We start from the raw sequence: 23,327 nt of genomic DNA, 5'->3' as shown, positions 1-23,327 counted from the left end.
GGCGGAACAGTACCCCGAGGTTTATGTTCTCAGCGCTCGGCCCTGCGGCATGGCAGCGGAACCATCGCCCTGCCGATGATCTGATCTCAGGCCTCACGTTCCGGATCAAACGCAAGAAGCCGCAGCGCGTTCAGTGTGACGAGCACCGTCGCGCCGGTATCTGCAAGGATCGCGATCCACAGCCCGGTAATGCCGAGGATCGTCGTCACCAGAAACACCGCCTTAAGGCCGAGCGCGATCGCCACATTTTGCCTGATGTTCGCCATGGCTGCGCGAGCAAGGCGAATCTTGCCGGCCACATCGGTCACGCGATTGCGCAGGATCGCGGCGTCGGCGGTTTCAAGCGCGACGTCCGTTCCGGAGCCCATGGCAACTCCGATGTGGGCGGTGGCGAGCGCAGGGGCATCGTTGATGCCGTCGCCCACCATCATCACGCGGTCTCTGGCGGTCATCTCACGGATCGCGGCGACCTTGCCTTCGGGCATCAATTCGGCGCGATGGTCAATGCCCAGCCCAGCGGAAATGGCTGCTGCCGTGCGCCGGTTGTCGCCGGTCAGCATCACAGACGCGATGCCAAGCGCCTTGAGTTGCTGCACCGCGCGGGCGGCATCCTCTCGGGGTTCGTCCCGGAGCGCTACGAGTCCGACCAACTGGCTCCGGCGGAAGACCGCGACGACTGTCTTGCCTTCATCTTCCATGCCGACCACCGCCCGGAGCGCGTGGTCGTCCAACACACCGCGCTCCCCGGCGAACCGTGGAGAGCCCACCCAGGCGGTTTCACCCTCAACGACTGCTTCGGCCCATTTGCCCGGAAGCGCTTTGGCGGCGGTCGCGGCCAGGAACGGCGCTCCCGCAGCTTCCGCGCGGGACAGGATCGCCTCCGCCAGAGGATGGCTCGACCCCGCTTCGACGGCGGCAGCCAGCGCCAGCACCTCTGTCTCCGATCCCGAGATCGGCACCACGTCCGTGACGCGCGGCCGTCCGTGGGTCAGGGTTCCGGTCTTGTCGAATGCGACATGCGTGGTGGCCGCCGCGGCCTCGATCACGGCGCCTCCTTTCATCAGCAGCCCGCGACGCGCGCCTGAAGAAAGCGCAGAGGCGATGGAAGCCGGTACCGAGATCACCAGCGCGCAGGGGCATCCGATCAGGAGAAGCGCGAGCGCCCGGTAGATCCACGTATCCCAGCCTTGCCCGAACGCGAGGGGCGGGACGATGGCCACCAGCACCGCAACTCCGACGACGGCCGGCATGTAGATGCGGCTGAAACGGTCGATGAAGCGCTCGGTCGGGGCCCGGGCGCTTTCCGCTTCCTCGACCAGCCGGATGATACGGGCAATGGTGTTGTCCTCGGCCGACTTGGTGACCCGAACACGCAGCGCCGCCTCGGAATTGATGGAGCCGGCAAAGACGGAGGCACCGGGTTCCTTCAGCTTCGGCACACTCTCGCCCGTGACGGCGCTCTCATCGACGCCCGAGGTGCCCTCGATAACTTCGCCATCTGCCGGGACCCGGTCTCCCGGGCGCACCAGAACGATCTGGTCCACCTGCAGCTGGTCGGCTGGTATCACCCGAGTCCGGCCGCCGATCTCCAGGATCGCGGTCTTCGGTACCAGACGAGCGAGCGCCCGGATCCCGTCGCGGGCCTTGTTCGCCGCAACACCTTCGAGAACCTCCCCGACGGCGAAGAGGAAGACGACGAGCGCCGCTTCCTCGGCGGCGTCGATGACGAGCGCGCCGCTGGCGGCGATTGTCATCAGCATCTCGATCGTGAACGGCATCCCCGCTCTGGCGGACGCGACGGCGCGGCGTGCGATAGGGGCGACACCAATGAGCGTCGCGAGGATGAATGCCCACGTTGCCACATCCTGGGAGGCGAGCAGTTTCACGGCCCATGCCGCCGCGAGGAGGAGACCGGTGCCGATCACCAGTCTGCCCTTCGCGGTCTGATACCAACGCGAACCGGGCCCGGGACCGCTCTCGGGCCCTGTCGATCCAGCGTTGGTCTCGAGTCCTGCGGCATCTCGCGAGCCGTCCGCACGGGACGCTTGCTCATCGTCCGGCAGCACGAAGCCTTTCCGATCGGGGCTCGATCCTTTCGCCGCGATCCCGTAGCCGAGCCGCTTGACGATTGCTTCGATCTGGTTGCGAGGGGTCTGCCCTTCATCCAGAGTCAGCCGAAGCCGCTCGGTCATTAGCGCCACATCGACGTCGCTCACGCCAGGCAGGCGTTCGACCGCACCCCGGACCTTGCCGGCGCACGACGCACAGTCCATCCCGGAAACCGTCCATTCGTAGGTTGCACTGTCGTTCGCCGTCATCACGCCCTTCCAACCCGCCCAGCGGGCAACATTGTATTTGCTGAGTCGGGAACCTAAGGTCTCTAGTAGCTATAGCTTCAAGAGGAAATCTGATGCTCACCATCGGAAAATTGGGCGAAGCGGCCGGCGTGAAGGTTCCGACGATCCGCTACTACGAGCAGATCGGGCTCCTGCCGGAGCCAGATCGCAGTGCCGGGAACCAGCGGCTCTATGGGCAGTCGGCACTGGATCGGCTAGCCTTCATCCGCCATGCGCGGGAGCTCGGTTTTCCGCTGGACGCTATCCGAGACCTTCTGAGTCTCTCTGACAGACCCGATCAATCCTGCGCAGCCGCCGATGTCATCGCCAGGGCGCAGTTGGCCGAGGTTGAAAGCCGCCTTGCGCGCCTGACTGCGCTGAAAGGCGAACTTGAGCGCATGGTCGTGCAATGTGCAGGCGGTCGGATTGCCGATTGCCGGGTCATTGAAGTTCTGGGCGACCATTCGCTATGCGCAACCGATCACCAGCATCCGGAGAGCGAGGCGGCATCGTGAACGCACCCGGCACCCTCGCCATCTACATCGGTGCCGCTCTGGCCGAGATTGCGGGCTGCTTTGCGGTCTGGGCATGGATGCGGCAAGGCGCGAGCGCGCTCTGGCTGGTCCCCGGCCTCCTGAGCCTGGCCGTCTTCGCTTGGCTCCTGACCCTTGCCCCCTCCGATTTTGCGGGGCGGGCCTACGCAGCTTATGGCGGGGTCTATATCGCAGCCTCGCTCCTCTGGCTGTGGCTCATCGAGAAGCAGCGCCCGGACACTTGGGACCTGACAGGTGCCGCAATCTGCCTCGCCGGTGCGGCCGTCATCCTGTTGGCGCCGAGGGCGGCTGGTGGATGATCGGGGGTGCTCTCCAAGATCAAGGCAGCCGACTGCCGCTCATCGTTGCCGACATCACGATAGAGCCAACCTTTGCGGACGGACTCCCGCTCTTCCAGCGTAGCAGCTGTGCGTATCAAATAAAATCAATGACTTATACTGGAGAAGGTTGGACGTCAGACCCATCCCCTCCGCCACTAATTCCGCTTAAGGTATTGGTGTCCTTTGAAAAACACCTTCCAAAAACAGTCGCCCCCACATGTGTTCCCACGGTTGACGGCTGGCGCAATCGTGGCCCTCGCCGGGGCGTGACATGACACGCGTCAGTCATCGGGTTTTCGTCCTGTGATCCGTTCCCGCCGACGTTCGCGGCTGATTTGGCTGTAGCTGCGCAGTGGTGTCATACCATCGGTGTGGCCAAGGTTTTGCGAATTGGTGACGATTTCGGCGACTGAAATTGCCGTCTTCGCCGCGTGGCGCGCCAGTATGTGCCGGAAGGCATGGGGGCCGTAGGTGGGCAGGCCTGCTCGCGTGAGGGACTCGTTGGCGATCTTGCGCAGGGGTTCGGTGGCTTGCCAAGGGCGGCGCGCGAAACGGGTCTTAGCTTGATCGGGCGAGGCCAGTCACGACCGCCTTGGCAAGAAGGGCAGACGCGGCGACGCCGTCGATCAGGGGCAACTGCGTCCGTGCCGAGAGAGCATCCTTGAGAGGCGCCATCCCCGCGCAGCCGAGCACGGCGCAGGTGGCGGCATCTTCGCAGCGGGCTCTTTCTATTTCGGCGGCGATGCGGTCGATGGTGTCCGGCGCGCCCGCGTCGATGGTCAAGACCGGCAGGCCGCTCGCCCGCACCGAGGCGCAAGATCCGGCAAAGCCCTGCTGACGTATATTGTCCTCGATCACCGGGATCGAGACGGCCAGAGAGGTAACGACCGAGAACCTCAGCCCATGCAACTGTGCCATCACAAAGCTGGATTGACCGATGCCCAAGACCAGGCATCCGGCCAGCCCGCGCGCTTCGGTCAGGCCCGTGTCGTCGAAACAGGCGATCACGATGGCGTCGGCCCCCTGCGCCCGAGCGACGGGCAAGAGGGCCAAGAGACCGGGCAGAGCGGCGTCGCCGTCTGCGCGGCCCTGAATGGCCGCCGGGCCGCTTATGTTTGTCAGGCCAAAGATCTCGGCCTCTGGCAGCGCCTTGCGTGCGGCGGCGACGATGCCCGTCGTCATGCCGACGGTTGCGTTGGGATTGATATAGGCCAGTTTCATACGCCTCTCCCCGCATCCGAGCCAAGCCGCGTGCGCCGTTTGCCCATGATCCACGCGCCGAGCAGGAAGACCGCGATAATCGCAAAGGAGAACAGCGTGGTGAGTGTGCCAAGCGCGTAGATCACCGGGGTGGTCACGTTGGTTGTCATCCCGAAGATTTCCAGCGGCAGGGTATTGTAGCTGCCTGCGGTGAGCAGGGTGCGGGCGAATTCGTCATAGCTGAGGGTAAAGCCAAAGAGCGCCACCCCGATCAAAGAGGGCCCGATGATCGGCAATACCACGTAGCGAAGGGTTTGCCACGCGGTGGCCCCCTGATCGCGGGCGGCCTCTTCATAGCTTTTGTCGAACCGGTTGAAGACGGCGAACATGATGAGCAAGCCAAAGGGCAAGGTCCACGTCAGTTGCGCGCCGAACCCCGAGGTTGCCCAGTGAATCCGCAAGCCCAACTGGCTAAAGATCAACCCCACGCCGAGCGAAATCAGGATCGAGGGGATCACCAGCGCGGTGATGGCGGCGTAGAAGAGCAGGCCCGATCCGGCAAACCGCTTGCGAAAGGCCAGCCCCGCCATGATCGACACCACCACCGTGGTGATCATCACCATCAGTCCCAACGCGAAACTGCGGCGGAACGCGCCCCAGATATCGCCCACGGCCTGTTCCTGAAAAAGGTCACGAAACCAGTGCAATGACAGACCGTTCATCGGAAAGGTCAGACCGCCCTGTGGGCCTTGGAAGCTGAGGATGCCGATGGTCAGGATCGGGCCGTAGAGAAACAGCACGAAGAGGCCGAAAAAGGCGGCCAGCACGTAGAAAGAGCGCGGTCGACGGCTCATCTCAGAGCTCCTTGCGAATGTTGACAAAGCGCAGCAGGATCGCGATCACGATCAGCACTGTGCACAGCAACACAACGGCGGTTGCGGCGGCGGACGGGTATTGCAACAGGGCGATATCGTTGGAAATTAGTCGCCCCACATTGGCCCGCTGGCTACCCGACATGAAGCGCACCGTGATGAAATCGCCCATGACCAGCGTGACGACAAAGATCGTGCCGATCATGATGCCGGGCTTGGTCAGGGGCAGGATCACATGCACCAGCGTCTGCACACCGCTTGCGCCGTTGTCACGCGCCGCCTCAAGCAGCGATTTGTCGATGCGCATCATGGTGTTGAAGATCGGAACCACCATGAAGAGCGTGTAGAGATGCACAAAGGCCAGGATCACCGAAAAATCGGAATACAAAAGCCACTCCAGCGGCGCGTCGATCACGCCCCAGGACAGGAGCGTCTGATTGGCAATCCCGTTGCGGCCAAGAAACGGAATCCATGAAATCATGCGGATGATGTTCGAGGTCCAGAATGGGATCGTGCAGATCAGGAAGAGCGCGATCTGCATCGTCAGGCTGCGCACGTGGAAGGCTAGGAAATAGGCCACGGTAAACCCGATTGCGAGTGTCAGCGCCCAAGTGATGAGGGCGTATTTCAGGGTTGCACCGAACACTTGATAGGTCACGGCCGAGCCGAACAGGAATTCATAATTGTCGAATTGAAAGGCCGGGTAGATCGAGAACTCGGTCGCCCCCCAAAAGCTGACGATCACGATCATCACGATGGGGGCGATCAGGAACGCCAAAAGCACCACTGTCAGGGGCGCCGCCTGAAGCCAGCCCAAAAGATGGCGGTTGGTCGTCATGAGGCCTGCTCGTTTTGCTGGGGGTTGACCATGGGGATGCGCAGTCTGGGGGGTGTTTGCCCCCCAGACGGTCGCTGCAGTGTCATGCGGCGATGAACTCGTTCCATTTGCGGACCATATACTGGTTCTCGTCCATGACGGCGTTCCAGCAGGCGACTGCCCCCATGCGGTCATTGAATGACCCGCCATCGCGCAAATCGCCCGCCTGCGCCAGCGTATCGCCGGTGGGCGAGGTGATGACGTCGGTGGCGGGCTTGCCCTCGAACCAATAGCCCCATTCATTCTCGGACATGAAGGTCTTGGAGGTCTCGGGCACGGCTGAATAGTAGCCTTGGCGCATCAGATAGCCGCCGACCCAGCCCGAGAGATACCAGTTGATGTAGTCATAGGCCGCGTCCAGCTCCATGCCCGACAGCGACGAGGACAGGCCAATGCCGCCGCCCCAACTGCGATAGCCCTCTTTGAGCGGTTGGTAAACGCACGGAATACCGCGCGACTTGACCGCCGTGATGGCGGGCGACCACATCGACTGGATCACCACCTCGCCGCTCGCCATCAGGTTCACGCTCTCGTCAAAGCTCTTCCAGAAGGCGCGGAATTGGCCGTTCTTCTTGGCTTCGGTAAAGATCGTCATGGTCTTGTCGATCTCTTCGCGGGTCATGTTGCCTTTGTCGCCATACTGGACCTCTCCCATCGCCTCGCAAACCATGGCCATGTCCATAATGCCGATGGACGAGATGTCGAGGATCGAGGCCTTGCCCTTGAATTCCGGGTTCAGAAGCTCTGTCCAGCTTTCGATCGGGCGGCCTATCAGGTCGGGGCGGATGCCCAAGGTGTCGGCATTGTAGATCGTCGGGATCAGGGTCATCCAGCCGGTTTCCGCGCTGGCAAAGCTGGTGCTGCCGGGCCCGTCCACAAAGCCCACCGTATGTGGGGCTGTGCCTTGGGCGATGGTCGAGTCGGGCGTCAGCTTGCCCGAGCGGAAGATGCCGACGATCTTGTCGTAATTGGCAATCCGTGCAGTATCCATGGCCTGAAGGTTGCCGGTTGGCCAAACCTTCTTGCAGATCCAGTATTCGATATCGGCAATGTCAAAGCTGTCGGGCTGGGTGGCGGCGCGTTGGGTGACGCTGTCGCTGTCCAGCGCGGTCATCTCGAGCGTGAAGCCTAGATCTTCCTTTACCTTGTTGGCGACGTCGTTGAGGTTCGACACGCCGGTGCCGAACTGACGCAGCACGATGTCTTTGGTATCTTGCGCCCAGAGCATCGGGGCGGGCAGGGCGGAGGCGGCGAGTGCCGCGCCCCCGGTCCTGAGCAGTGCGCGGCGGGTATATCCGACCTTGGGTTTTGCCATTGTTCTTGTCCTCTCTGTCCAGTGGATTGATGTGGTTGTGGTTCGACCTGTCAGGCTTCGAGGCGGTGCAACCGCCCTTCGTCCCAGCTGAGCTTGACCGCTTCGCCGGGTGATTTCGGGGATTGAAAGAATTGCGCTTCCGGCAAGAGGGCCAGCACCTCTTCGCCGCTCTCTGTGGCTGCGGTGACAGAGACCGAGGCCCCTTGGTATTCGACAGCGATCACCGTTGCGGGCATGCCGTCAGCCCCAAGCGATACTGCGTCGGCGCGTATCGTGACCTTGCCGCCGGGCAGGGCGAGCACATTGTGCCCGCCGATGAACCGCGCCACGAACTCGGTGCGCGGCTGCGCCCATACCTCTCGCGGCGGCCCTGCTTGGGCGATCACCGCATCATGCATGACGACGATCTCGTCAGCCAGCGCCAGCGCCTCATCCTGACCATGGGTGACGTGGATAAAGGTGATACCCAGTTCACGCTGAAGTTTTTTCAACTCGGTGCGCATACGGATGCGCAGGAATGGGTCGAGTGCGGACAGCGGTTCATCCAGCAAGAGCACCTTGGGTTCCGTGATCAGCGCGCGCGCCAGCGCCACACGCTGCTGTTGGCCCCCCGAAAGCTGCGCAGGCTGGCGGTCGGCCAGATGCGTCATGTCGACCAGTTCCAGCAAGTCATTGGCGCGGGCGTGGCGCGTCCCCTTGTCCACGCCCTTCATGCGCAGGGAAAAGGCCACGTTGTCGCGCACCGAAAGATGCGGGAAGAGCGCGTAGTTCTGAAACATCATAGCCGTTCCGCGCCGCGCGGGCGGCAATTGCGCTACGTCTTGTCCATCCAGCAGGATTGCGCCCTCGCTGACATCCTCATGGCCTGCGATCATCCGCAGGGTCGAGGATTTGCCGCAACCGGACGGCCCCAAGAGGCAGACATAGCTGCCTTTGACAAAGACATGATTCAGATCGCGCACGGCCACCGTGTCGCCGTAGCGCTTGGTCAGGTGAACCAGTTCAAGATCGTATCCCGTGCGCATCAGGGCCCCCGTGCCATCCGTCGGGATCACCCTGTGCTGGCCAATCCGCGAAGGGGCAGCGTTTTTGCATGCGCCGGGGGACTAAAACAGGAGTCGCCTGTTTTATTGGCCGACGCAGGCAGGCGCTGCGCAGAAAACAGAACAATTTTGTATACAATGATGTCGGCAAGCGCAGACTGCTCGGTCACACTTGTCCCTTCCCATGCGAATCGGAAAAAGTGATAGTGCGAGGCGAACGGGTGGCGCGGAAACCATGAACAAGATTGAAACCAGAGCCTGGACCAGCGACACGGTCGTTGCAGACCTTGAGCGCGCCATCCATGAACATCGTTTGCCCCCCGGCACCAAGCTGGGAGAGGACGAATTGAGCGACGCCTATGGCATCAGCCGCACCATCGTGCGGGCGGCTCTCTTGGCCCTGTCTCACCGTCATCTGGTCGAGTTGAAGCGCAATCGCGGTGCCTTTGTCGCGCAACCGTCGGTGCGAGAGGCGCGCGAGGTGTTCGAGGCACGATCCCTGCTCGAACCTCGCACGGCACATTCCGCGGCCCTGCGCATGACTGATACGGACCTGACGCTCTTGCGGTCCAATATCCGCGACGAGCACGCCGCTCTGGACGCGGGCGAGAACGGTCGCGCTCTGCTCTTGTCCGGTCAGTTTCACGTCGAAATCGCGCGCATTGCGGATCAGAGCACGATAGAGGCCCTAATTTCGCAGTTGATCTCGCGGTCCTCGCTGATCATCGCGCTCTATTGGCGCCGCCGCGCTGCGCTCTGCGAAACACAGGCGCATCACGCGCTCCTTGATGCCTTTGCCAACCGCGACGCTGGCTTGGCCGAGCAACTGATGAAGAGCCACTTGCTTGATCTCGTGGCCTCGCTGGACCTGCGCACTGTCACCCAACCGCCTACTTGTTTGCGCGAGGCGTTGCAGCGATGACACGTTTGCTGTGCCGCACCGCAACCTTGCCTGAAGTCGAACGGATGCTGGACTGGGCGGCGGATGAAGGTTGGAATCCGGGGCGCGACGACGCAGCGGCCTTTTATGCCGCCGATCCGCAGGGGTTCTTTGCGGCCGAGGTGGAGCGGCAGCCGGTCGCCGCCATCTCTGTTGTGAACCATTCGGAAAGTTACGCCTTTCTGGGGCTTTACCTGTGCCGCCCGGACTTTCGCGAGCAGGGGATCGGTTTTGCGCTCTGGCAGCATGCCATTACGCATGCGGGTGGACGGACCGTGGGCCTAGATGGTGTTTCTGCGCAAGAGGCCAATTACGCCAAGTCTGGCTTTGTGCTGGCGGATCGGACACGCCGTCTGACCGGTGTCATTGCGATCGACGCTCCGTCGTTGCCATTGGCCACGCAAGAGGATTTTGCCACCCTTGCCCGGCTCGACAAGGCTGCGACTGGCGTGTCGCGGGAGCGGTTCCTGGGGGAATGGCTGCGCAATGGACCCACGCGCAAGACCGTCCTGCTGCGCGAGGGCGCGGATGTGACTGGCTTTGCCACGGCGCGGCTGTGCCGGGAGGGCGTCAAGATTGGCCCGATTGTGGCCTCCGATGCCGCCGCCGCGCTGCATCTTGCGCATCAGGCGGCGGCAGCCATGGCAGAGCCGCTGGCCATCATCGACGTCCCGGACAGATGTGCAGCCTTTGGCGCTTTGCTGCGACAGAGCGGATTTGTCGAGGGGTTCGCAACCGCCCGGATGTATCGTGGCGTTGGCGCTGAAATCGGCGCCACGCTGCATGCCGTGGGGACAATGGAACTGGGCTAGGTCACCCGCGAACATCGGGGGATATCTCTGAAATGAACGAGGCCGCGCCGTCAACCACCACCGCCCACACACCAGTCTCGCTGGTCTGACGCCAGTGTAATATGCTAATCGGTCAAAACAGGACCAAACCTGAACAGAGCTAACCTAAATTAGCGGACTCAAAGGGGAGCAGGTCAGACCTGTCCCTGATGTCTGTCAGATCGTCGCCGACTGTGGCAAGACATAGGGCATATCGGGAGGGGGCACGCTGACCGCGAGGTCGCAGTCGTAGACTCGCGAGAGGGTGGTGCTGGTGATGACCTCATACGGAGATCCCTGTGCCACGATCCGTCCGTTCTGCATCATCACCACCTCATCCGCGAACATTGCTGTCAGGTTCAGGTCATGCATGACCGTGACCACGCCCCCGCCCTGATCCGCAAACTCTCGGGCGAGACGCATGACGGACAGCTGATGCCCGATGTCGAGGCTAGAGACCGGTTCATCGAGAAAGAGCCAGTTCGGCCCGTCTTGTCCGGTCGGTTCCCAGATCTGGGCCAGAACCCGCGCCAATTGCACGCGCTGTTGTTCGCCGCCTGAGAGGTCCTGATAGAACCGCTCTGCCATATGGGACAGGCCGACCCGGTCCAGGGCGCGGTGGGGCAGGTCTTTGCGGGTTGCCCAAGGTCCGGCGCGGTGGCCGACGTCTACCACCTCGCGCACGGTGAAGGGAAAGGCGAGGTGGGACGCCTGCGGCAAGACCCCCCGGCGCACAGCCAAGACAGCGGCATTGCGCGGACTGATCTCAAGATCGCCGAGTGTGAGAACGCCTTGGGTCTCGATTTCGCCAATGAGGGCGCGCAAAAGCGTGGTTTTGCCAGAGCCGTTGGGGCCAACGATGGCAGTCAGCACACCGGGAGAGGCGGAGAGGTTGATATCCCGAAGGATGGATCTCTGCCCGAGCGTCACCGATAGGGTTTGAGCCCGCAGTATCATAGATCCACCAGCCCGCGCCGACGCAGCAAAATCCATAGAAAAACCGGCGCACCCAGAATAGCGGTGACGATCCCGATGGGTAATTCCGCGGGAGCAATGATCACGCGGCTGATGATGTCCGCGCCGAGCAGCAGGGTTGCCCCCAGAAGGGCCGCGTTGATCAGGAGCGGGCCATGGTCGGGCCCGGTCGCCAGCCGCAGCAGATGCGGCACCACGATACCGATGAAGCCAATCCCGCCCGAGACGGCCACCGCGCCGCCCGTTGCCGCCGCGACGGCGAGGATGGCCAGCGTCTTGACCCGTTGCACGGGGATGCCCAGATGCAGCGCCGTCGCTTCTCCGAAGGCCAGACCATTGAGGCCGCGCCCCAGAAGGAGTGCCCCCATGAGGGCCGCAAGAATGATTGGGGTGGCAGTGGCCACCTTGGCCCATGTCGCCCCGGCGAGCGAGCCAAGCCCCCAGAATGTAAGGTCGCGCAATTGCTGATCGTCAGCGGCGTAGACCAGAAGGCCCGAGACCGCGCCCGACAAGGCCCCGAGTGCGATCCCGGCCAGCAGCATGGTTGCCACCGACGTGCGGCCGCCGCGCGTGGCGACGCCGTAGAGCAGAAGGACCGAGGCCCAGCCGCCGAAGAACGCCGCGATCGGTACAAGGAACAGTCCCAGACTGTCGCGCAAAGCGATGGGCAGCAGGCCGCCAAGAACAATTGCCGTGACAGCCCCAAGACCGGCACCGGCGCTAACCCCTACGATGCCTGGATCGGCCAGCGGATTGCGAAAGAGCCCCTGCATCACCGCGCCCGAAACCGCAAGTGCTGCGCCCACCAGCACGCCCAAGAGCACGCGGGGCAGGCGGACCTCCCAGAGGATTATGCTCTGGACGGGGTTCTCCGCCAGCCCGGCACCGAATACCGACAAAAGAGAAACGCCTGACGCGCCTGTCTCAAGGCTTATGGCGCAGGTCAGAAGCAGACCGAGACCCAGCCAGAGATGGGCGCGCCGCGCCAGTGTTCGGCGGTCGCAGCGATTGCTGTGGGGCAGAGTGTCAGCTTGGGTCACGGTCATCGTTCGCGGTCTCCGTGTGGCCGTAGAGGGCCGTGTTCAGGTCCAGCGCAGCCTTGGCCGTGCGCGGTCCGAATCCCAGCAGGTAGAGCCCGTTCATCCGCAGCACTGACTCGGCGGTGCCAGCAGGGGTGGTTCGGATCGCGGGCAGGGCAAAGAGCTGTTCGTCGAGGATGGCATGATCCCCGGTCCGGTCCATCATCAGGATCACGTCCGGCGCGGCCTCTGCCACGGCCTCATCCGTCATCTGCTTATAGCCATCGAAGCCTGTGACCGCGTTGATGCCGCCGGCCATTTCGATGATGGCTGCGGCCTGTGTGTCGCGCCCTGAGGCAAGGATGCGGCCGCCTTGCAGGCTGAGGATGAAGAGCACGCGCTTGCGCGCGGCCTCGGGCGTCTGTGCTGTCCGCGCCGTCGCCGTGTCGAGTGCGGCGCGCGTCTCTGTCGCCAAAGCCTCGGCGCGCTCGGGCACGCCCAATGCCGCGCCAACGGCGGAGATCTTGGCAAGGATCCCTGCCGCGTTTTGCGCCTCGGGGATGCTGACAAATGTCACACCGGACTGTCTGAGAACCTCGATGGTCTCGGGCGGGCCAGCCCCCTCGATGGCGAGGATGAGCGAGGGTGCAACCGAGAGCACACCCTCGGGGCTGAGCGCGCGGGCATAGCCCACATCGGGCAATTCCGTCACCTTGGGCGGAAAGGTCGAGGTGGTATCGCGCGCAACCAGCCGATGCTCTTGCCCCAAGGCATGCACGATTTCGGTCACTGATCCACCAATCGACAGCACTCGGTCGGTCTCCTGCGCCATGCTCGCAGAGGCCAGGGCAAAGAGCGCCACCTGTGCTATGAGCACGCGGCGTGTCAGGGTGAATTTGATCATGTCAACGCCTCCGCGTTTGCCTCTTGCAGCCCCGGCAGGGCCTCGACCATCCGGGCAAAGGCGGCGCGGCTGTCGCGCCCCTCTTTGCCAAGCCCGAAGATCTGAAAGATTAGCGACCCCTGCGCGTCGAAGGCTTCGACCGAAATCGCTGCGCCGCGTTGCGTGGGTTTGTCCACGGCCCAGACTTCGGCCACATGATCCAGCCGCAGATGCAGGTTGAACCGCGCATCCATCACGTTCTGCCACGGACCCATGGGTTTGAGGGCCACAATGGGGCCGGAATGAATCTGGATGCAGCCGCGATTGCCGACAAAGATCATCACCTCGGTGCCCGTCTCTGCGAGTTGGGTCAGCAGGGTATTCGCCGCCTCGGTGGCCAGCGCGCGCACAAACGGTGCGCCCGCGATGCGGTAGGCCCCAAGCCGGTTCATCCGCAGCTTGGACGTCAGGCGCAGGAATTGGTGGGTGTCGGTCATCCGCCGCCATTCCTCTCGCAGCACTTCGATCTTGTCGGGGTTGGATTTTGCGGCTTCGGGGGGCTTGCGCGGATCGACGGTCAAGGTCTCGGACTGGTCCGGAAGGGCCAGTGCCAAGCGCTGCGCCTCCCACGCGGCCAGAGATGAGCCGTCGCGCAGAAAAATCTTGTGCACCGCGTCGCCCGCGGCATCGAACACTTGCAGGCTGCGGCGGGTGCCTGCGTCGGTCTCGGTCGCGACCATGAAGGCATGGCACCAATGGCTTGGGAACATCCGCAGGTCGATATCCTCGGCCAGCACCATCGCCGCATGTTGACCGCTGTGGTAATTGTCATAACGCCCCACTTTTTCATGCACACAGCTCTCATTGCGGGTGAGGGCCATCACCTCGCCCAGCTGTTGCGCGGCGGCCATGACCTGATCGGGATGGGCGGCGATAGCCGTCGCGCCACGCCCGATATGGGCGGCGTTCAACTGCGCCTCGCTGATGCCAAGGCGGTCCGCCTGATCGCGGCTACGCAGTTTGGGGTTTTCGGCCTGAAAGGCACGAATTGCGTCGGGGGAAAGGGGAGCGGAGTCTGTCATGCCTGCCTCGTGTGGTGTTGAAATGGGCTGGCTGCATCGCGCATGCGGCGCGGACGTGGCTCTCATTTGCGATCCAAGAAATCTGAATCACAATCTTGACTCTTTTACTCATAAAAGAATAAGGAACGCAAGACCGATCCGGAATAGATCGCTCAACCATTGAAACCAAATGAAAAAACCGTGCCAGCCTTTCGCAAGCACAACGGTGTGACAGCCATTGTCAATGAAACGAAGGGGACACGTGATGACATCGCACACGCGCTGCATTTTAATGACGACAACCTGCCTGTGCATGGGGCTTGGCCATGGCTCTGCCAGTCTGGCGCAAGAGACACCTGCTCAAGAGGGATTTCTTGGGACACTCACGCTGGGAGAGAGCAAACGGACGGTGCAAACCGAAACCGCGACTCCGTCGACTGTGATCGACGAAGACGAAATTCGTGACCGTCAGGCCGGATCGGTCGCCGAATTGCTGGTGACGGTGCCGTCCGTGGCTCTGCTCAACGGCGATACCGCGCAGGGATCAGGCATCTCCATCCGTGGCTTTGGCTCCAATGCAACGTTCGGCACGGACCAGAAGGTGTTAATCCAGGTCGATGGTGCCACGCGCGGTTCCGAGGAACTTTACCGCATTGGAACCCAGCTTTTTACCGATCCTTTTCTCTTCAAGGAGGTCGAGGTGATCCGGGGCACAGTCGGGTCGTTCCAATATGGATCTGGCGTGGTTGGCGGTGTGGTGCGGCTTGAAACCATCGACCCCGAGGATGTGACAGGGGGCGAGACCGGATTTGGCCTGCGTCAGACGCTGGAATTCCAGACCAATGGCAATGGTGTGACCTCCTCGAGCATCGGGGCCTGGCAGCCCACCGAGGACTTTGGGGTGCTGTTCAATTACGTCAGCCGCAGGCTTGGCTTTCCCGAGGATGGCAATGGCGCTGTCATCAATCCGCTGCGGGAACGGATCGACGACCCGTCGTGGTTGGTCAAGGCAAAGTACCGCTTTGGCGAGGACAAGGCCCATTCCATCGAGGCCAGCTATCAGGATACCCAAAGCTCGCAATTCGACGTGCCGTATGACAGTTTTGGCAATCTCACGTTCTTTGGCAATGTTGACCGGGAAGTCGAGAGTCAGACCAGTATCCTCAAATACAATTTCAACCCGCTCAATGATCTGGTCGATCTGACACTGCAATATTCGCATGTCGATGAGGCGATCCTTCAGGATGCGGTCTCTTGTCCCGGTAGCCCGCCCGCCCCGATCACCATCTGCTCGGCGCTGCTGAATGCGGACCACGATTACGAGACCACCACGCTTACTCTCAAGAACACGTCACTGTTTGATACGGGCGCGCTGCGCCATGATCTGACGGCGGGGATCGAGCATATCAACCGCACGCGCGTCGATGCCTTTGCGGCACCGGGTGGTGAGGACAATCGCTGGGCACTCTTTGCGGTGGACGAGATCGACATTGGTCGCGCCTGGACCCTGACGCCCGCCATTCGGTATGAGACATCGAAGGTCGAGGGCGATACAGCCCCCAATGATGGTCGCTTTTCCGAGGATGCACTTATGGGGGGGCTGTCGGTGCGTTATGCGTTCAACAACGGTTTGGCGGTCTTTGGCAGCGCCGCCTATACCGAGGTTTTGCCGATCATCGACGATCTGGAATTTCCAAGCCGCATGACCCAAAGCGAGAAGTCGCGCACCTATGAGGTCGGGTTTTCCTATGATCGTCGCGGGCTCTTGCGTGAGAATGACGCGCTTGCCCTCAAGGTCACCTATTTCGACAGTGAGCTTTGGGATGTGAATTCTTTTGTCGACACCACCCCGGCGCAGAACCCGCTGGATGAGATTCAGACCCAAGGTCTCGAGTTCGAGGCGTCCTATGCGATGGAGAACGGGTTTTACGTCGATCTCAACGCCACCGTCGCGGAGGGCGAAGAAGTGGATGTCCTGGGCGGCGTGCGCGATTGGCGCAACCTTGCGGCCAACAACCTGCGCGCCTCTGTGGGTAAGGTGTTTGATGACACCTATGACCTGAGTTGGGAAGTTGTGAGTGCCGAGTCCATCACCGTCAACGGGGTGCGCGATGACGGCTATACGGTGCATAACCTGCGGGCCACGATCGCCCCCAAGCGGGGGGTCTGGGATGGCACCGAATTCCGGGTTGGGATCGAGAACCTGTTTGACGCGCAATTCACGCCAAATCTTGCGACACGACCCTCGCCGGGGCGCAATTTCAAGCTGACACTCGCCAAGACCTTTTGAACAAGACCCGCAGAAACTGACATTCCAAGGCGGCTCTCTGTGATCAGGGGGGCGCCTTGCGCTTTGTCGCGAGGACATCCCCGGATGCCGGGGTTTCCCATAGGCGCGGGCCTCGGGCGTCAGGAATACCTATGGCTTCGCGGGGTTCTTGGTGTGCGCGGCGCCGGGCACAGCAGATTATGTCACATCTCAATGGATCAGGGCATCTGCTCCGGCTGCCAAGGAGACGAGAATTGTCGCAGTCAGCAGGACCGAGAGGCCGCCAAGACAGAGTCCGGCGCAGGTGACCAGCCCGTCGCGCTCGACGATGCCGACCCCCACGATGAAGAGCGACACCGCCGGAAACCATCCGCTAAGCGGGACCGGCAGAAAGAGCGCAAAGGCGATGATGAAGAGGAGCGCGCCAAGGGGGCGCTCGTTCTGGCGTGAAAAAAGCCGCGTGTACCGTGGTTTCAGGATGCGTTCGAGCCTGCGGGTCACGGGTCTGAGGCGCAGAACAGCACGTCGCAGCATGGGGTGATCAAGCCTGAGACGCCCGAGCGGACCGGGGAGTTTCACATGCGGATAGCCGAGGACCATCTGGCCCGTGGTGACCAAAAGAGGCAAGGCGGTCAGAAGGGTGGTTCCGGGCGGCAGGGGCAAAAGGGTCACCAGCGAAAACACCACAATAGCCCATCCAAAAGAGGTCTCACCAAGGGCGGTCAGCAACGTGCCCAAGGTCAATGTCCCCGCGCGGTGCTGCGCACGCGAGTTTCGCAAGATCGGTAGGGACAAGGATGGTCGTTTTCGCTTGCCTTGACGTCCTGGCATGATGCGCCTTTCAGAATCCTGTGACGGATATCAGGTGTCGCGTGAGCAACTTCAATCGCGTATCTCTCTCTAACCGCGAAACATGACGAAGAAACATGGCAATAGAGCCAGCCCTCTGCGACCCTTTCGTCGCTATCTCCAAAGTCAGACCAAGATGATCCAGAAATCTCGCCACGGTCCCATGGGGCTGAGTTCAGACACCAAATGCCACACGGGTCGATCCATCCTGATCGTCTCAGGCGAGTTCTGACAACGCGGCGATAAAGCTGGAGAACAGTTCTCCTTGTGAACTCACCCGCAGTTTGACGTAGATGTTGCGGCGATGGATGCGCACGGTGCCCGGTGAAATGCCCAAGGCGCGGCCTGTGGCATCGGCGGAATGACCCTTGAGCACATATTCCACGACCTCCGCCTCGCGCGGGGTGAGGAGGTTGCGGCCCAAACTTTGAAAGGCATCCTCGATCAGTTGCGGCAGGCGAGGACCGTCGGTTTGGGGCCGCGCCGAGAATTGGGTGATCAGGCCGCTCCACTGTTTCTGGGCGATGGCTGCGACGAAGGGAAAGGCGGCTTCGAGATCGCGGAATTCGCGGGCGGAGAAGGCCTTGTGTTCGCGCATGGCGGAAATCACCACGCTCACCCCGTCGCCGAGATCGACGATAAAGCCTATTTCTTCGGCAAGTCCGGTCTGGATGTAATAATTGCGAAAATATTCTGCCTGATAGAACCGATCTGGCGCCAAATCGCGCAGCCGTGCGAGGCGGGGCGTCGTGGGGGCCGTGGCATTGAGGTAGAAGGGATCGAGCAGATAAGGCCCTTCTTGGTAGTCATCCACCATGACCTTGCGCTTGGCAGCGGGAAAATCATCATGCAGATCAATGGGTTTGTGGTCGCGGTAATAGGCAAAGATTACCGTGAACTCATAGGGTACAATGCTGCGCAGAGCGGTGGTGAGGGCCGAGGCAAAGCCGGACGTACCGAGCGCCGAGACCGCCCGCGCGCTGGTTTCGAACCAATCTGACATCTGCATTTTCGTCGTCATCTATGCTCTTTATGATATATACAACCGGCTGCGATTTTCTTACCGTTTTGAGAATGTATGGCATAGGTGTGGGTGTGCCGCAACACGAGAGGACCGGCATGCTGGATGCGAATGCCGAGACGGAGATCAGGATGGGCGTGAGCCGGGAACAGGGGACGCACAGCATACAGGGCCATCCCTCGGACGAGGATTGCGTCGCCGAGTTCGTCGGGGCCACCAAGAGATTTGGCGCGATTTTGGCGGCGGACCGGATCAACCTGCGTATCCGGCGCGGCGAATTCCTGTCGTTCCTTGGCCCCTCTGGCTGTGGCAAGACCACAGCGCTGCGGATGCTGGCCGGGTTCGAAGCGCCGAGCGACGGCATGGTTCGGATCGACGGGCAGGATGTCAGCCGCGTGCCCGCTTATGCGCGCCCGGTGAACATGGTGTTTCAGCACTATGCGCTCTTTCCACATATGACCGTGGCGCAGAACATCGGCTATGGGTTGCGACAGGTACGGCCCAAGCTGGCGAAATCCGAGATTGCCGCGCGGGTGGAGGCTGCCTTGGCCAAGGTGCGGTTGGACGCGTTTGGCGCGCGGCGCACATGGGAACTGTCGGGCGGCCAACAGCAGCGGGTGGCCTTGGCGCGGGCGATCATCAACGAGCCCAAGCTCTTGTTGCTGGATGAGCCGATGGCGGCGCTCGATGCCAAGCTGCGCGGCGAGATGCAGCGCGAATTGCTCGATCTGCAACGCAGCCTTGGGATCACCTTTGTGCTGGTCACCCATGATCAGGAAGAGGCGCTGTCGATGTCGGATCGCATCTGCATCATGGGGGCAGGGCGGATCGTGCAGGTGGGCACGCCGCAGGATCTCTATGATCGGCCGCGCAATCGTTATGTGGCGGATTTCGTGGGCAAGGCGAACATCCTGAGCGGCGAGGTTCTGTCGCGGCAGGCAGGTCTGGCGCGGATCGCACTGGCGGAGGGCACAGAGGTGCTGGTGCCCGAAGCGGAGGCGGATACGCGCCGTCATGTCGATATCGCGGTGCGCCCAGAGGCGTTGCGCCTTGCCGTGCCGGGCGAGGCACCGGGCGAGGATGCGATGCTGCGGGCGCGGATCACCCATCGCACCTTTTTGGGGGATCATACCGAATATCTGCTGCAGGCCGATAGCATTGGCCCGCTTCAGGTCAATGTTCCGCGACAGGCCGAAAGAGCCATGGGCGGGCAGGGGGTGGGCGATGAGGTCCATATCCTCTGGACGGCAGGCACGGGTCTGGTTCTGGCTGCCGAAGAGTGACGGATAACAACTGCACCAAGTTCAACAAGGGAAACGAGACGATGACTCAGGATAACACACCGATTTCGCGTAAGAAATTCATTGAGGAACTGCGCCGCTACGAAAAGGGTTCGATCAGCCGACGTCAGTTTCTGGGCACCACTGGCCTTGGCACCGCGATGGCGGTTCTGGGGGGCGCGTTGCCGGGCCTCATGCCGGGGCGTGCCATCGCGCAGGATCTGGGTGACCGGGTGGTTCTGGCGACCTGGCCCAATTACCATGACGCGGCAAACTTTGACCTCTTCGCCACCGAGACCGGCGTTTTCTCTCAGGTCAATGTGTTTGGCTCGAACGAGGAAATGCTGGCCAAGATTCAGGCGGGTGGTTCGGGCTGGGACGTGTTCGTTCCAACCAACTATGCGATTTCGACCTATGTCGAGGCCGGTTTGATCGAGCCTTTGGACCTCGCGAAACTGCCCAATTTTGATGCTGCCGCGTTTGATGCACGCTTTGCAGATGCGGGTACGATTGATGGCAAGGTCTATGCCGTGCCGAAAAACTGGGGCACCACGGGGATTGCGTCAAACACCGCCAAGACCGGCGGCGTGGTCGATAGCTGGAAGACCTTTTTTGACGGGGCCAAGGATCAGTTCGACGGGCGCGTCATGGTGCATGACTATCAGCTGACCACCATCGGCAATGCGCTGGCGTATTTCGGCTACAGCTTTAACTCGGTCGATCCGGCGGAACTGGCCGAGGCCGAAAAGCTGCTGATCGAGGTCAAGCCGCATCTCTTTGCTATTTCGTCGGATTATCAGCCCGCGATGCGCAATGGTGATGCCTGGCTCACGATGTGCTGGACGGGGGATGGCAAGCAACTCAATACCGACCTGCCCGAAATCGCCTTTGCCCTTGGCAAAGAGGGCGGCGAAATCTGGTCGGATTACTATGCCATTCCGGTCGGCGCGCCACACCGCGAGGCGGCCTATGCGCTGATCAACTATCTGCTCGACCCGGAGGTCAACGCGCGTGAGGCGCTGGCGCACGGCTATCCGGTGGCGGATGCGCGCACCAATGCGCTCTTGCCTGAGGATTTGCTGAACGATCCGATCCTCTATCCGGCGGCGGAGGCGCTCAATGCGTTGGAATTCGGTGCGGCGGTGACGCTGACCGATCCCAACCGCGCCGAATTGATGGCCCGGTTCAAATCGGCCTGAGCGGAGGACCGAGGGCGATGGCCATGACACGGGAGAGGGCGCGCGCGCTGCTGTTGATGCCGGCGGGTATCTGGTATGGCGTGCTGCTGCTGTTTCCCTTGGCCGTCGTCCTCGTCTTTTCCTTTGGCGAGCGGAACCCGATTGGTGGCTATGCGCCGGGCTTTACGTTGGAGCAATATGCCAACCTGCCCGCGCGGTTTGCCGCCTTTCGCAACACGCTGACATTGGCGCCGCTGGGCACGCTGGCGGCGTTGATCATTGCCTATCCGCTGGCCTATTATCTGGCGTTGAAGGTGTCGGCGCGCTGGAAGACGACGCTGCTCATTCTGGTGATCGTTCCATTTTGGACCTCAATCCTGATCCGGTCCTATGCGTGGATTTACCTGCTCGGGGGCAATGGTATTCCGGCGCTGCTGGAGGCGGTGGGGCTGGGCGATATTCGCCTGATAAATACGCCCTTCGCGGTGCTGGTGGGGATTGTCTATGGCTATCTGCCGCTGATGGTCTTTCCAATTTACGTCGCATTGGAAAAGCTGGATCGCAGCCTGTTGGAGGCGGCGGCGGATCTGGGCACGCCGCCCTGGCGCAGTTTCCTGCAAATCACGCTGCCTTTGTCGATGCCGGGGGTTCTGACAGGCTCGATGCTGGTGTTCATCCTGCTCACCGGCGAATTCTTGATCCCCGCCATTCTGGGCGGCGGCAAGGTGTTCTTTGTCGGCAATGCGCTGGTCGATCTCTTTTTGCAGTCGCGCAACTGGGCGTTTGGATCGGCAGTAGCTGTGGCGCTGATCGTGATCATGTTGATCGTTGTCGCGCTCTATAGCCGGGCGGTCCGCCGTTTCGGGGCAGGCCGCGACGATGTCGGGCTGATGTGAGGGTGCCATGAGAGCCTATGCCATCGCCGTCTTTGTGTTTCTGTACCTGCCCATCGGGATCATTGCGCTGTTTTCCTTTTCCGCCGGGCGGTCGGCGAGTTCGATGCAGGGGTTTTCGACCGAATGGTATGGCCGCGCGCTGAGCAATCCCTTTGTGATGGAGGCGCTCTGGACCTCGCTCAAGGTGGCGTTTCTGTCGGCCGTTCTGGCGACGGTTGCGGGGACCATGGCGGCGCTGGCGCTCACAGGTATGCGGGGGCGGTTGCGGGTGTTCTTTGACACGCTGGTGCAGGTTGCGGTGATGATCCCCGGCATCGTCATCGGCATTGCCACGCTGATCGCGCTGGTGACGGTGTTTGATCTGATAAATCCGTGGCTTGAGACTGTGATGGGCCGCCGGCTGTCGTTGGGCATGGGGTCGCTCATCGGGTTGCATGGCATGTTCACGATGTCGCTGGTGGTCTTGCTGGTGCGCGGGCGGCTTGAGAGTTTCGATCGCGCGCAAATCGAGGCCTCTGGCGATTTGGGGGCCGGTCCGGTGGCGACCTTTGTGCAGGTAACGCTGCCGCAGATCGCACCGGCGATTCTGGCGGGGTTTCTGCTGGCCTTCACCTTCAGCTTTGACGATTTCATCATGGCCTTCTTTGTCGCGGGGTCCGAGACGACCCTGCCGATCTATATCTTTTCGTCGATCCGCCGAGGCGTGACGCCTGAAATCAACGCAATTGGCACGATGGTGATGGTCGCATCGCTGACCATGCTGATTATCGCGCAGGTGCTGTTGCGGCCCGGTGCCGTGCGGGCCGGGCGCTGATCGGATGCAGGAGACAGGCATGCTCAAGGATCGTATCGCGCTGGTGACGGCGGCAGGGTCGGGAATTGGCCGGGCCGGGGCTATTGCGATGGCCCGCGAAGGGGCGGTGGTCATTGTCACCGATCTGGATGGCGAATTGGCGCAGGAGACCTTGGCGCAGATCGAGGCGGCAGGTGGTCGGGGGGCAGCCTTTGCGCTTGATGTGGCAGAGGATGCGGACTGCGCCGCGATGGTCGCGCAGGTGGTGGCGGATTGGGGGCGGATCGACATCCTGCACAGTCATGCGGGCATCCAGATTCCCGGACGGGCCGAAGATGTGACACCCGCACAGATGGATGTGGCCTGGAAGCTGAATGTGCGGGCGCATTTCGTGTTGGCGCGGGCGGTCATTGCGCCGATGCGCGCGCAGGGCGGCGGATCGGTGATCGTGACCGCGTCAAACTCGGGCTGCCAGTATGATCGAGGCATGGTGTCCTATGCCACGACCAAACATGCCGCCGTGGCGATGGTCAAACAGATGGCGGTGGACTACGCAGGCGATAATATCCGCTTCAACGCGCTTTGCCCCGGCTTTGTCGACACGCCTTTCAACGCCGGGTTTGAGACACAGATGGGGGGACGCGAGGCGCTCGAATCCTATGTGGCAGGCTCAATTCCGATGGGGCGATGGGCGAATGTCGAAGAAATCGCGCATGGGATCGTTTATCTGGCCTCGGCCCGGTCAAGCTTTGTGACCGGACTGGCGCTTGTGATAGACGGCGGCGAGATGCTTTAGGCGGCAGTTTGCTGGGACCG

22 protein-coding genes are annotated in these 23,327 nt (G+C 62.0%); 10 read left to right on the top strand and 12 right to left on the bottom strand.

Annotated features, from left to right (window positions below; genetic code table 11):
• Positions 1–86: 86 nt before the first annotated feature.
• A complete protein-coding gene (locus VR71_RS03665; RefSeq protein WP_045681276.1) occupies positions 87–2,318 on the bottom strand; it encodes a heavy metal translocating P-type ATPase in 2,232 nt (743 codons plus the stop codon).
• A gap of 92 nt (positions 2,319–2,410) precedes the next feature.
• Between VR71_RS03665 and VR71_RS03660 the strand changes: the two genes are divergently transcribed.
• Positions 2,411–2,851: a helix-turn-helix domain-containing protein gene (locus VR71_RS03660; RefSeq protein WP_045681275.1), complete on the top strand. Its 441-nt coding sequence runs from the start codon at positions 2,411–2,413 to the stop codon at positions 2,849–2,851.
• The gene (locus VR71_RS03655; protein WP_140197623.1) at positions 2,848–3,189 is read left to right on the top strand and encodes a YnfA family protein; all 342 of its coding nucleotides are present in this window, start codon (positions 2,848–2,850) and stop codon (positions 3,187–3,189) included. Before VR71_RS03660 ends, VR71_RS03655 begins: the two co-directional genes overlap by 4 nt.
• A gap of 579 nt (positions 3,190–3,768) precedes the next feature.
• Here the strand turns inward: VR71_RS03655 and VR71_RS03650 are convergent.
• From VR71_RS03650 to VR71_RS03630, 5 genes are all read right to left on the bottom strand, one after another.
• Positions 3,769–4,431: an aspartate/glutamate racemase family protein gene (locus VR71_RS03650; RefSeq protein WP_045681271.1), complete on the bottom strand. Its 663-nt coding sequence runs from the start codon at positions 4,429–4,431 to the stop codon at positions 3,769–3,771.
• Positions 4,428–5,264: an ABC transporter permease gene (locus VR71_RS03645; RefSeq protein WP_045681269.1), complete on the bottom strand. Its 837-nt coding sequence runs from the start codon at positions 5,262–5,264 to the stop codon at positions 4,428–4,430. Before VR71_RS03645 ends, VR71_RS03650 begins: the two co-directional genes overlap by 4 nt.
• 1 nt (position 5,265) lies before the next feature.
• Positions 5,266–6,120 (bottom strand): ABC transporter permease, encoded by an 855-nt coding sequence (locus VR71_RS03640; protein ID WP_045681268.1) that lies wholly within the window; start codon positions 6,118–6,120, stop codon positions 5,266–5,268.
• Positions 6,121–6,202: 82 nt separating this feature from the next.
• Entirely contained in the window at positions 6,203–7,474 is a 1,272-nt protein-coding gene (locus tag VR71_RS03635) for an extracellular solute-binding protein (protein ID WP_045681266.1), read from the bottom strand.
• 50 nt (positions 7,475–7,524) lie between these two features.
• Complete coding sequence (locus VR71_RS03630) at positions 7,525–8,499, bottom strand: ABC transporter ATP-binding protein (RefSeq protein WP_045681308.1); 975 nt, start codon at positions 8,497–8,499, stop codon at positions 7,525–7,527.
• A gap of 253 nt (positions 8,500–8,752) precedes the next feature.
• Here VR71_RS03630 and VR71_RS03625 point away from each other — a divergent pair, with 253 nt between their 5' ends.
• Entirely contained in the window at positions 8,753–9,439 is a 687-nt protein-coding gene (locus VR71_RS03625; RefSeq protein ID WP_009818300.1) for a GntR family transcriptional regulator, read from the top strand.
• Positions 9,436–10,269, top strand: a complete 834-nt coding sequence (locus VR71_RS03620) for a GNAT family N-acetyltransferase (RefSeq protein WP_045681264.1) — start codon at positions 9,436–9,438, stop codon at positions 10,267–10,269. Before VR71_RS03625 ends, VR71_RS03620 begins: the two co-directional genes overlap by 4 nt.
• Positions 10,270–10,464: 195 nt before the next feature.
• Here VR71_RS03620 and VR71_RS03615 read toward each other — a convergent pair whose 3' ends face one another.
• The 4 genes from VR71_RS03615 to VR71_RS03600 are packed head-to-tail and all read right to left on the bottom strand — an operon-like array spanning position 10,465 to position 14,246.
• On the bottom strand, positions 10,465–11,244 hold the full coding sequence (locus tag VR71_RS03615; protein WP_045681306.1) for a heme ABC transporter ATP-binding protein: 780 nt from the start codon (positions 11,242–11,244) through the stop codon (positions 10,465–10,467).
• Positions 11,241–12,308: an iron ABC transporter permease gene (locus VR71_RS03610; protein ID WP_045681262.1), complete on the bottom strand. Its 1,068-nt coding sequence runs from the start codon at positions 12,306–12,308 to the stop codon at positions 11,241–11,243. The genes VR71_RS03615 and VR71_RS03610 overlap by 4 nt, the downstream gene beginning before the upstream one ends.
• On the bottom strand, positions 12,289–13,185 hold the full coding sequence (locus tag VR71_RS03605; RefSeq protein WP_045681260.1) for a hemin ABC transporter substrate-binding protein: 897 nt from the start codon (positions 13,183–13,185) through the stop codon (positions 12,289–12,291). The genes VR71_RS03610 and VR71_RS03605 overlap by 20 nt, the downstream gene beginning before the upstream one ends.
• Positions 13,182–14,246: a hemin-degrading factor gene (locus tag VR71_RS03600; RefSeq protein ID WP_045681258.1), complete on the bottom strand. Its 1,065-nt coding sequence runs from the start codon at positions 14,244–14,246 to the stop codon at positions 13,182–13,184. Before VR71_RS03600 ends, VR71_RS03605 begins: the two co-directional genes overlap by 4 nt.
• A gap of 292 nt (positions 14,247–14,538) precedes the next feature.
• On the opposite strand from VR71_RS03600, the gene VR71_RS03590 reads away from it, so the two are divergent.
• The gene (locus VR71_RS03590; protein WP_009818307.1) at positions 14,539–16,515 is read left to right on the top strand and encodes a TonB-dependent receptor; all 1,977 of its coding nucleotides are present in this window, start codon (positions 14,539–14,541) and stop codon (positions 16,513–16,515) included.
• A gap of 189 nt (positions 16,516–16,704) precedes the next feature.
• On the opposite strand, the gene VR71_RS03585 is transcribed toward VR71_RS03590, so the two are convergent.
• Positions 16,705–17,289 (bottom strand): exopolysaccharide biosynthesis protein, encoded by a 585-nt coding sequence (locus VR71_RS03585; protein WP_296429847.1) that lies wholly within the window; start codon positions 17,287–17,289, stop codon positions 16,705–16,707.
• Positions 17,290–17,560: 271 nt separating this feature from the next.
• The gene (locus VR71_RS03580) at positions 17,561–18,364 is read right to left on the bottom strand and encodes a helix-turn-helix transcriptional regulator (RefSeq protein ID WP_296429842.1); all 804 of its coding nucleotides are present in this window, start codon (positions 18,362–18,364) and stop codon (positions 17,561–17,563) included.
• 98 nt (positions 18,365–18,462) lie between these two features.
• Between VR71_RS03580 and VR71_RS03575 the strand changes: the two genes are divergently transcribed.
• Genes VR71_RS03575 through VR71_RS03555 form a run of 5 tightly spaced genes read left to right on the top strand, consistent with a single transcriptional unit; the run spans position 18,463 to position 23,307 of the window.
• A complete protein-coding gene (locus VR71_RS03575; RefSeq protein ID WP_296429840.1) occupies positions 18,463–19,647 on the top strand; it encodes an ABC transporter ATP-binding protein in 1,185 nt (394 codons plus the stop codon).
• A 41-nt stretch (positions 19,648–19,688) separates the two neighbouring features.
• Complete coding sequence (locus tag VR71_RS03570) at positions 19,689–20,843, top strand: extracellular solute-binding protein (protein WP_045681301.1); 1,155 nt, start codon at positions 19,689–19,691, stop codon at positions 20,841–20,843.
• 23 nt (positions 20,844–20,866) lie between these two features.
• On the top strand, positions 20,867–21,718 hold the full coding sequence (locus VR71_RS03565; protein ID WP_040651480.1) for an ABC transporter permease: 852 nt from the start codon (positions 20,867–20,869) through the stop codon (positions 21,716–21,718).
• 7 nt (positions 21,719–21,725) lie between these two features.
• Positions 21,726–22,532, top strand: coding sequence for an ABC transporter permease (locus VR71_RS03560; protein ID WP_045681253.1), 807 nt, complete (start codon positions 21,726–21,728; stop codon positions 22,530–22,532).
• A gap of 4 nt (positions 22,533–22,536) precedes the next feature.
• Entirely contained in the window at positions 22,537–23,307 is a 771-nt protein-coding gene (locus VR71_RS03555) for an SDR family NAD(P)-dependent oxidoreductase (protein WP_045681250.1), read from the top strand.
• Positions 23,308–23,327 lie beyond the last annotated feature (20 nt).

The sequence above is a fragment of the Roseovarius sp. BRH_c41 genome (assembly GCF_000961715.1).
GTDB lineage: Bacteria > Pseudomonadota > Alphaproteobacteria > Rhodobacterales > Rhodobacteraceae > Roseovarius.
The sequence above is the reverse complement of the archived record's forward strand: the minus strand, read 5'-3'. Positions and strand labels throughout refer to the sequence as shown.

Coding starts and splice junctions, on each gene's coding strand:
- VR71_RS03665 (WP_045681276.1), bottom strand. CDS start 2,318: ATGACGGCGAACGACAGTGCAACCTACGAATGGACGGTTTCCGGGATG.
- VR71_RS03660 (WP_045681275.1), top strand. CDS start 2,411: ATGCTCACCATCGGAAAATTGGGCGAAGCGGCCGGCGTGAAGGTTCCG.
- VR71_RS03650 (WP_045681271.1), bottom strand. CDS start 4,431: ATGAAACTGGCCTATATCAATCCCAACGCAACCGTCGGCATGACGACG.
- VR71_RS03645 (WP_045681269.1), bottom strand. CDS start 5,264: ATGAGCCGTCGACCGCGCTCTTTCTACGTGCTGGCCGCCTTTTTCGGC.
- VR71_RS03640 (WP_045681268.1), bottom strand. CDS start 6,120: ATGACGACCAACCGCCATCTTTTGGGCTGGCTTCAGGCGGCGCCCCTG.
- VR71_RS03635 (WP_045681266.1), bottom strand. CDS start 7,474: ATGGCAAAACCCAAGGTCGGATATACCCGCCGCGCACTGCTCAGGACC.
- VR71_RS03630 (WP_045681308.1), bottom strand. CDS start 8,499: ATGCGCACGGGATACGATCTTGAACTGGTTCACCTGACCAAGCGCTAC.
- VR71_RS03625 (WP_009818300.1), top strand. CDS start 8,753: ATGAACAAGATTGAAACCAGAGCCTGGACCAGCGACACGGTCGTTGCA.
- VR71_RS03620 (WP_045681264.1), top strand. CDS start 9,436: ATGACACGTTTGCTGTGCCGCACCGCAACCTTGCCTGAAGTCGAACGG.
- VR71_RS03615 (WP_045681306.1), bottom strand. CDS start 11,244: ATGATACTGCGGGCTCAAACCCTATCGGTGACGCTCGGGCAGAGATCC.
- VR71_RS03610 (WP_045681262.1), bottom strand. CDS start 12,308: ATGACCGTGACCCAAGCTGACACTCTGCCCCACAGCAATCGCTGCGAC.
- VR71_RS03605 (WP_045681260.1), bottom strand. CDS start 13,185: ATGATCAAATTCACCCTGACACGCCGCGTGCTCATAGCACAGGTGGCG.
- VR71_RS03600 (WP_045681258.1), bottom strand. CDS start 14,246: ATGACAGACTCCGCTCCCCTTTCCCCCGACGCAATTCGTGCCTTTCAG.
- VR71_RS03590 (WP_009818307.1), top strand. CDS start 14,539: ATGGGGCTTGGCCATGGCTCTGCCAGTCTGGCGCAAGAGACACCTGCT.
- VR71_RS03580 (WP_296429842.1), bottom strand. CDS start 18,364: ATGACGACGAAAATGCAGATGTCAGATTGGTTCGAAACCAGCGCGCGG.
- VR71_RS03575 (WP_296429840.1), top strand. CDS start 18,463: ATGCTGGATGCGAATGCCGAGACGGAGATCAGGATGGGCGTGAGCCGG.
- VR71_RS03570 (WP_045681301.1), top strand. CDS start 19,689: ATGACTCAGGATAACACACCGATTTCGCGTAAGAAATTCATTGAGGAA.
- VR71_RS03565 (WP_040651480.1), top strand. CDS start 20,867: ATGACACGGGAGAGGGCGCGCGCGCTGCTGTTGATGCCGGCGGGTATC.
- VR71_RS03560 (WP_045681253.1), top strand. CDS start 21,726: ATGAGAGCCTATGCCATCGCCGTCTTTGTGTTTCTGTACCTGCCCATC.
- VR71_RS03555 (WP_045681250.1), top strand. CDS start 22,537: ATGCAGGAGACAGGCATGCTCAAGGATCGTATCGCGCTGGTGACGGCG.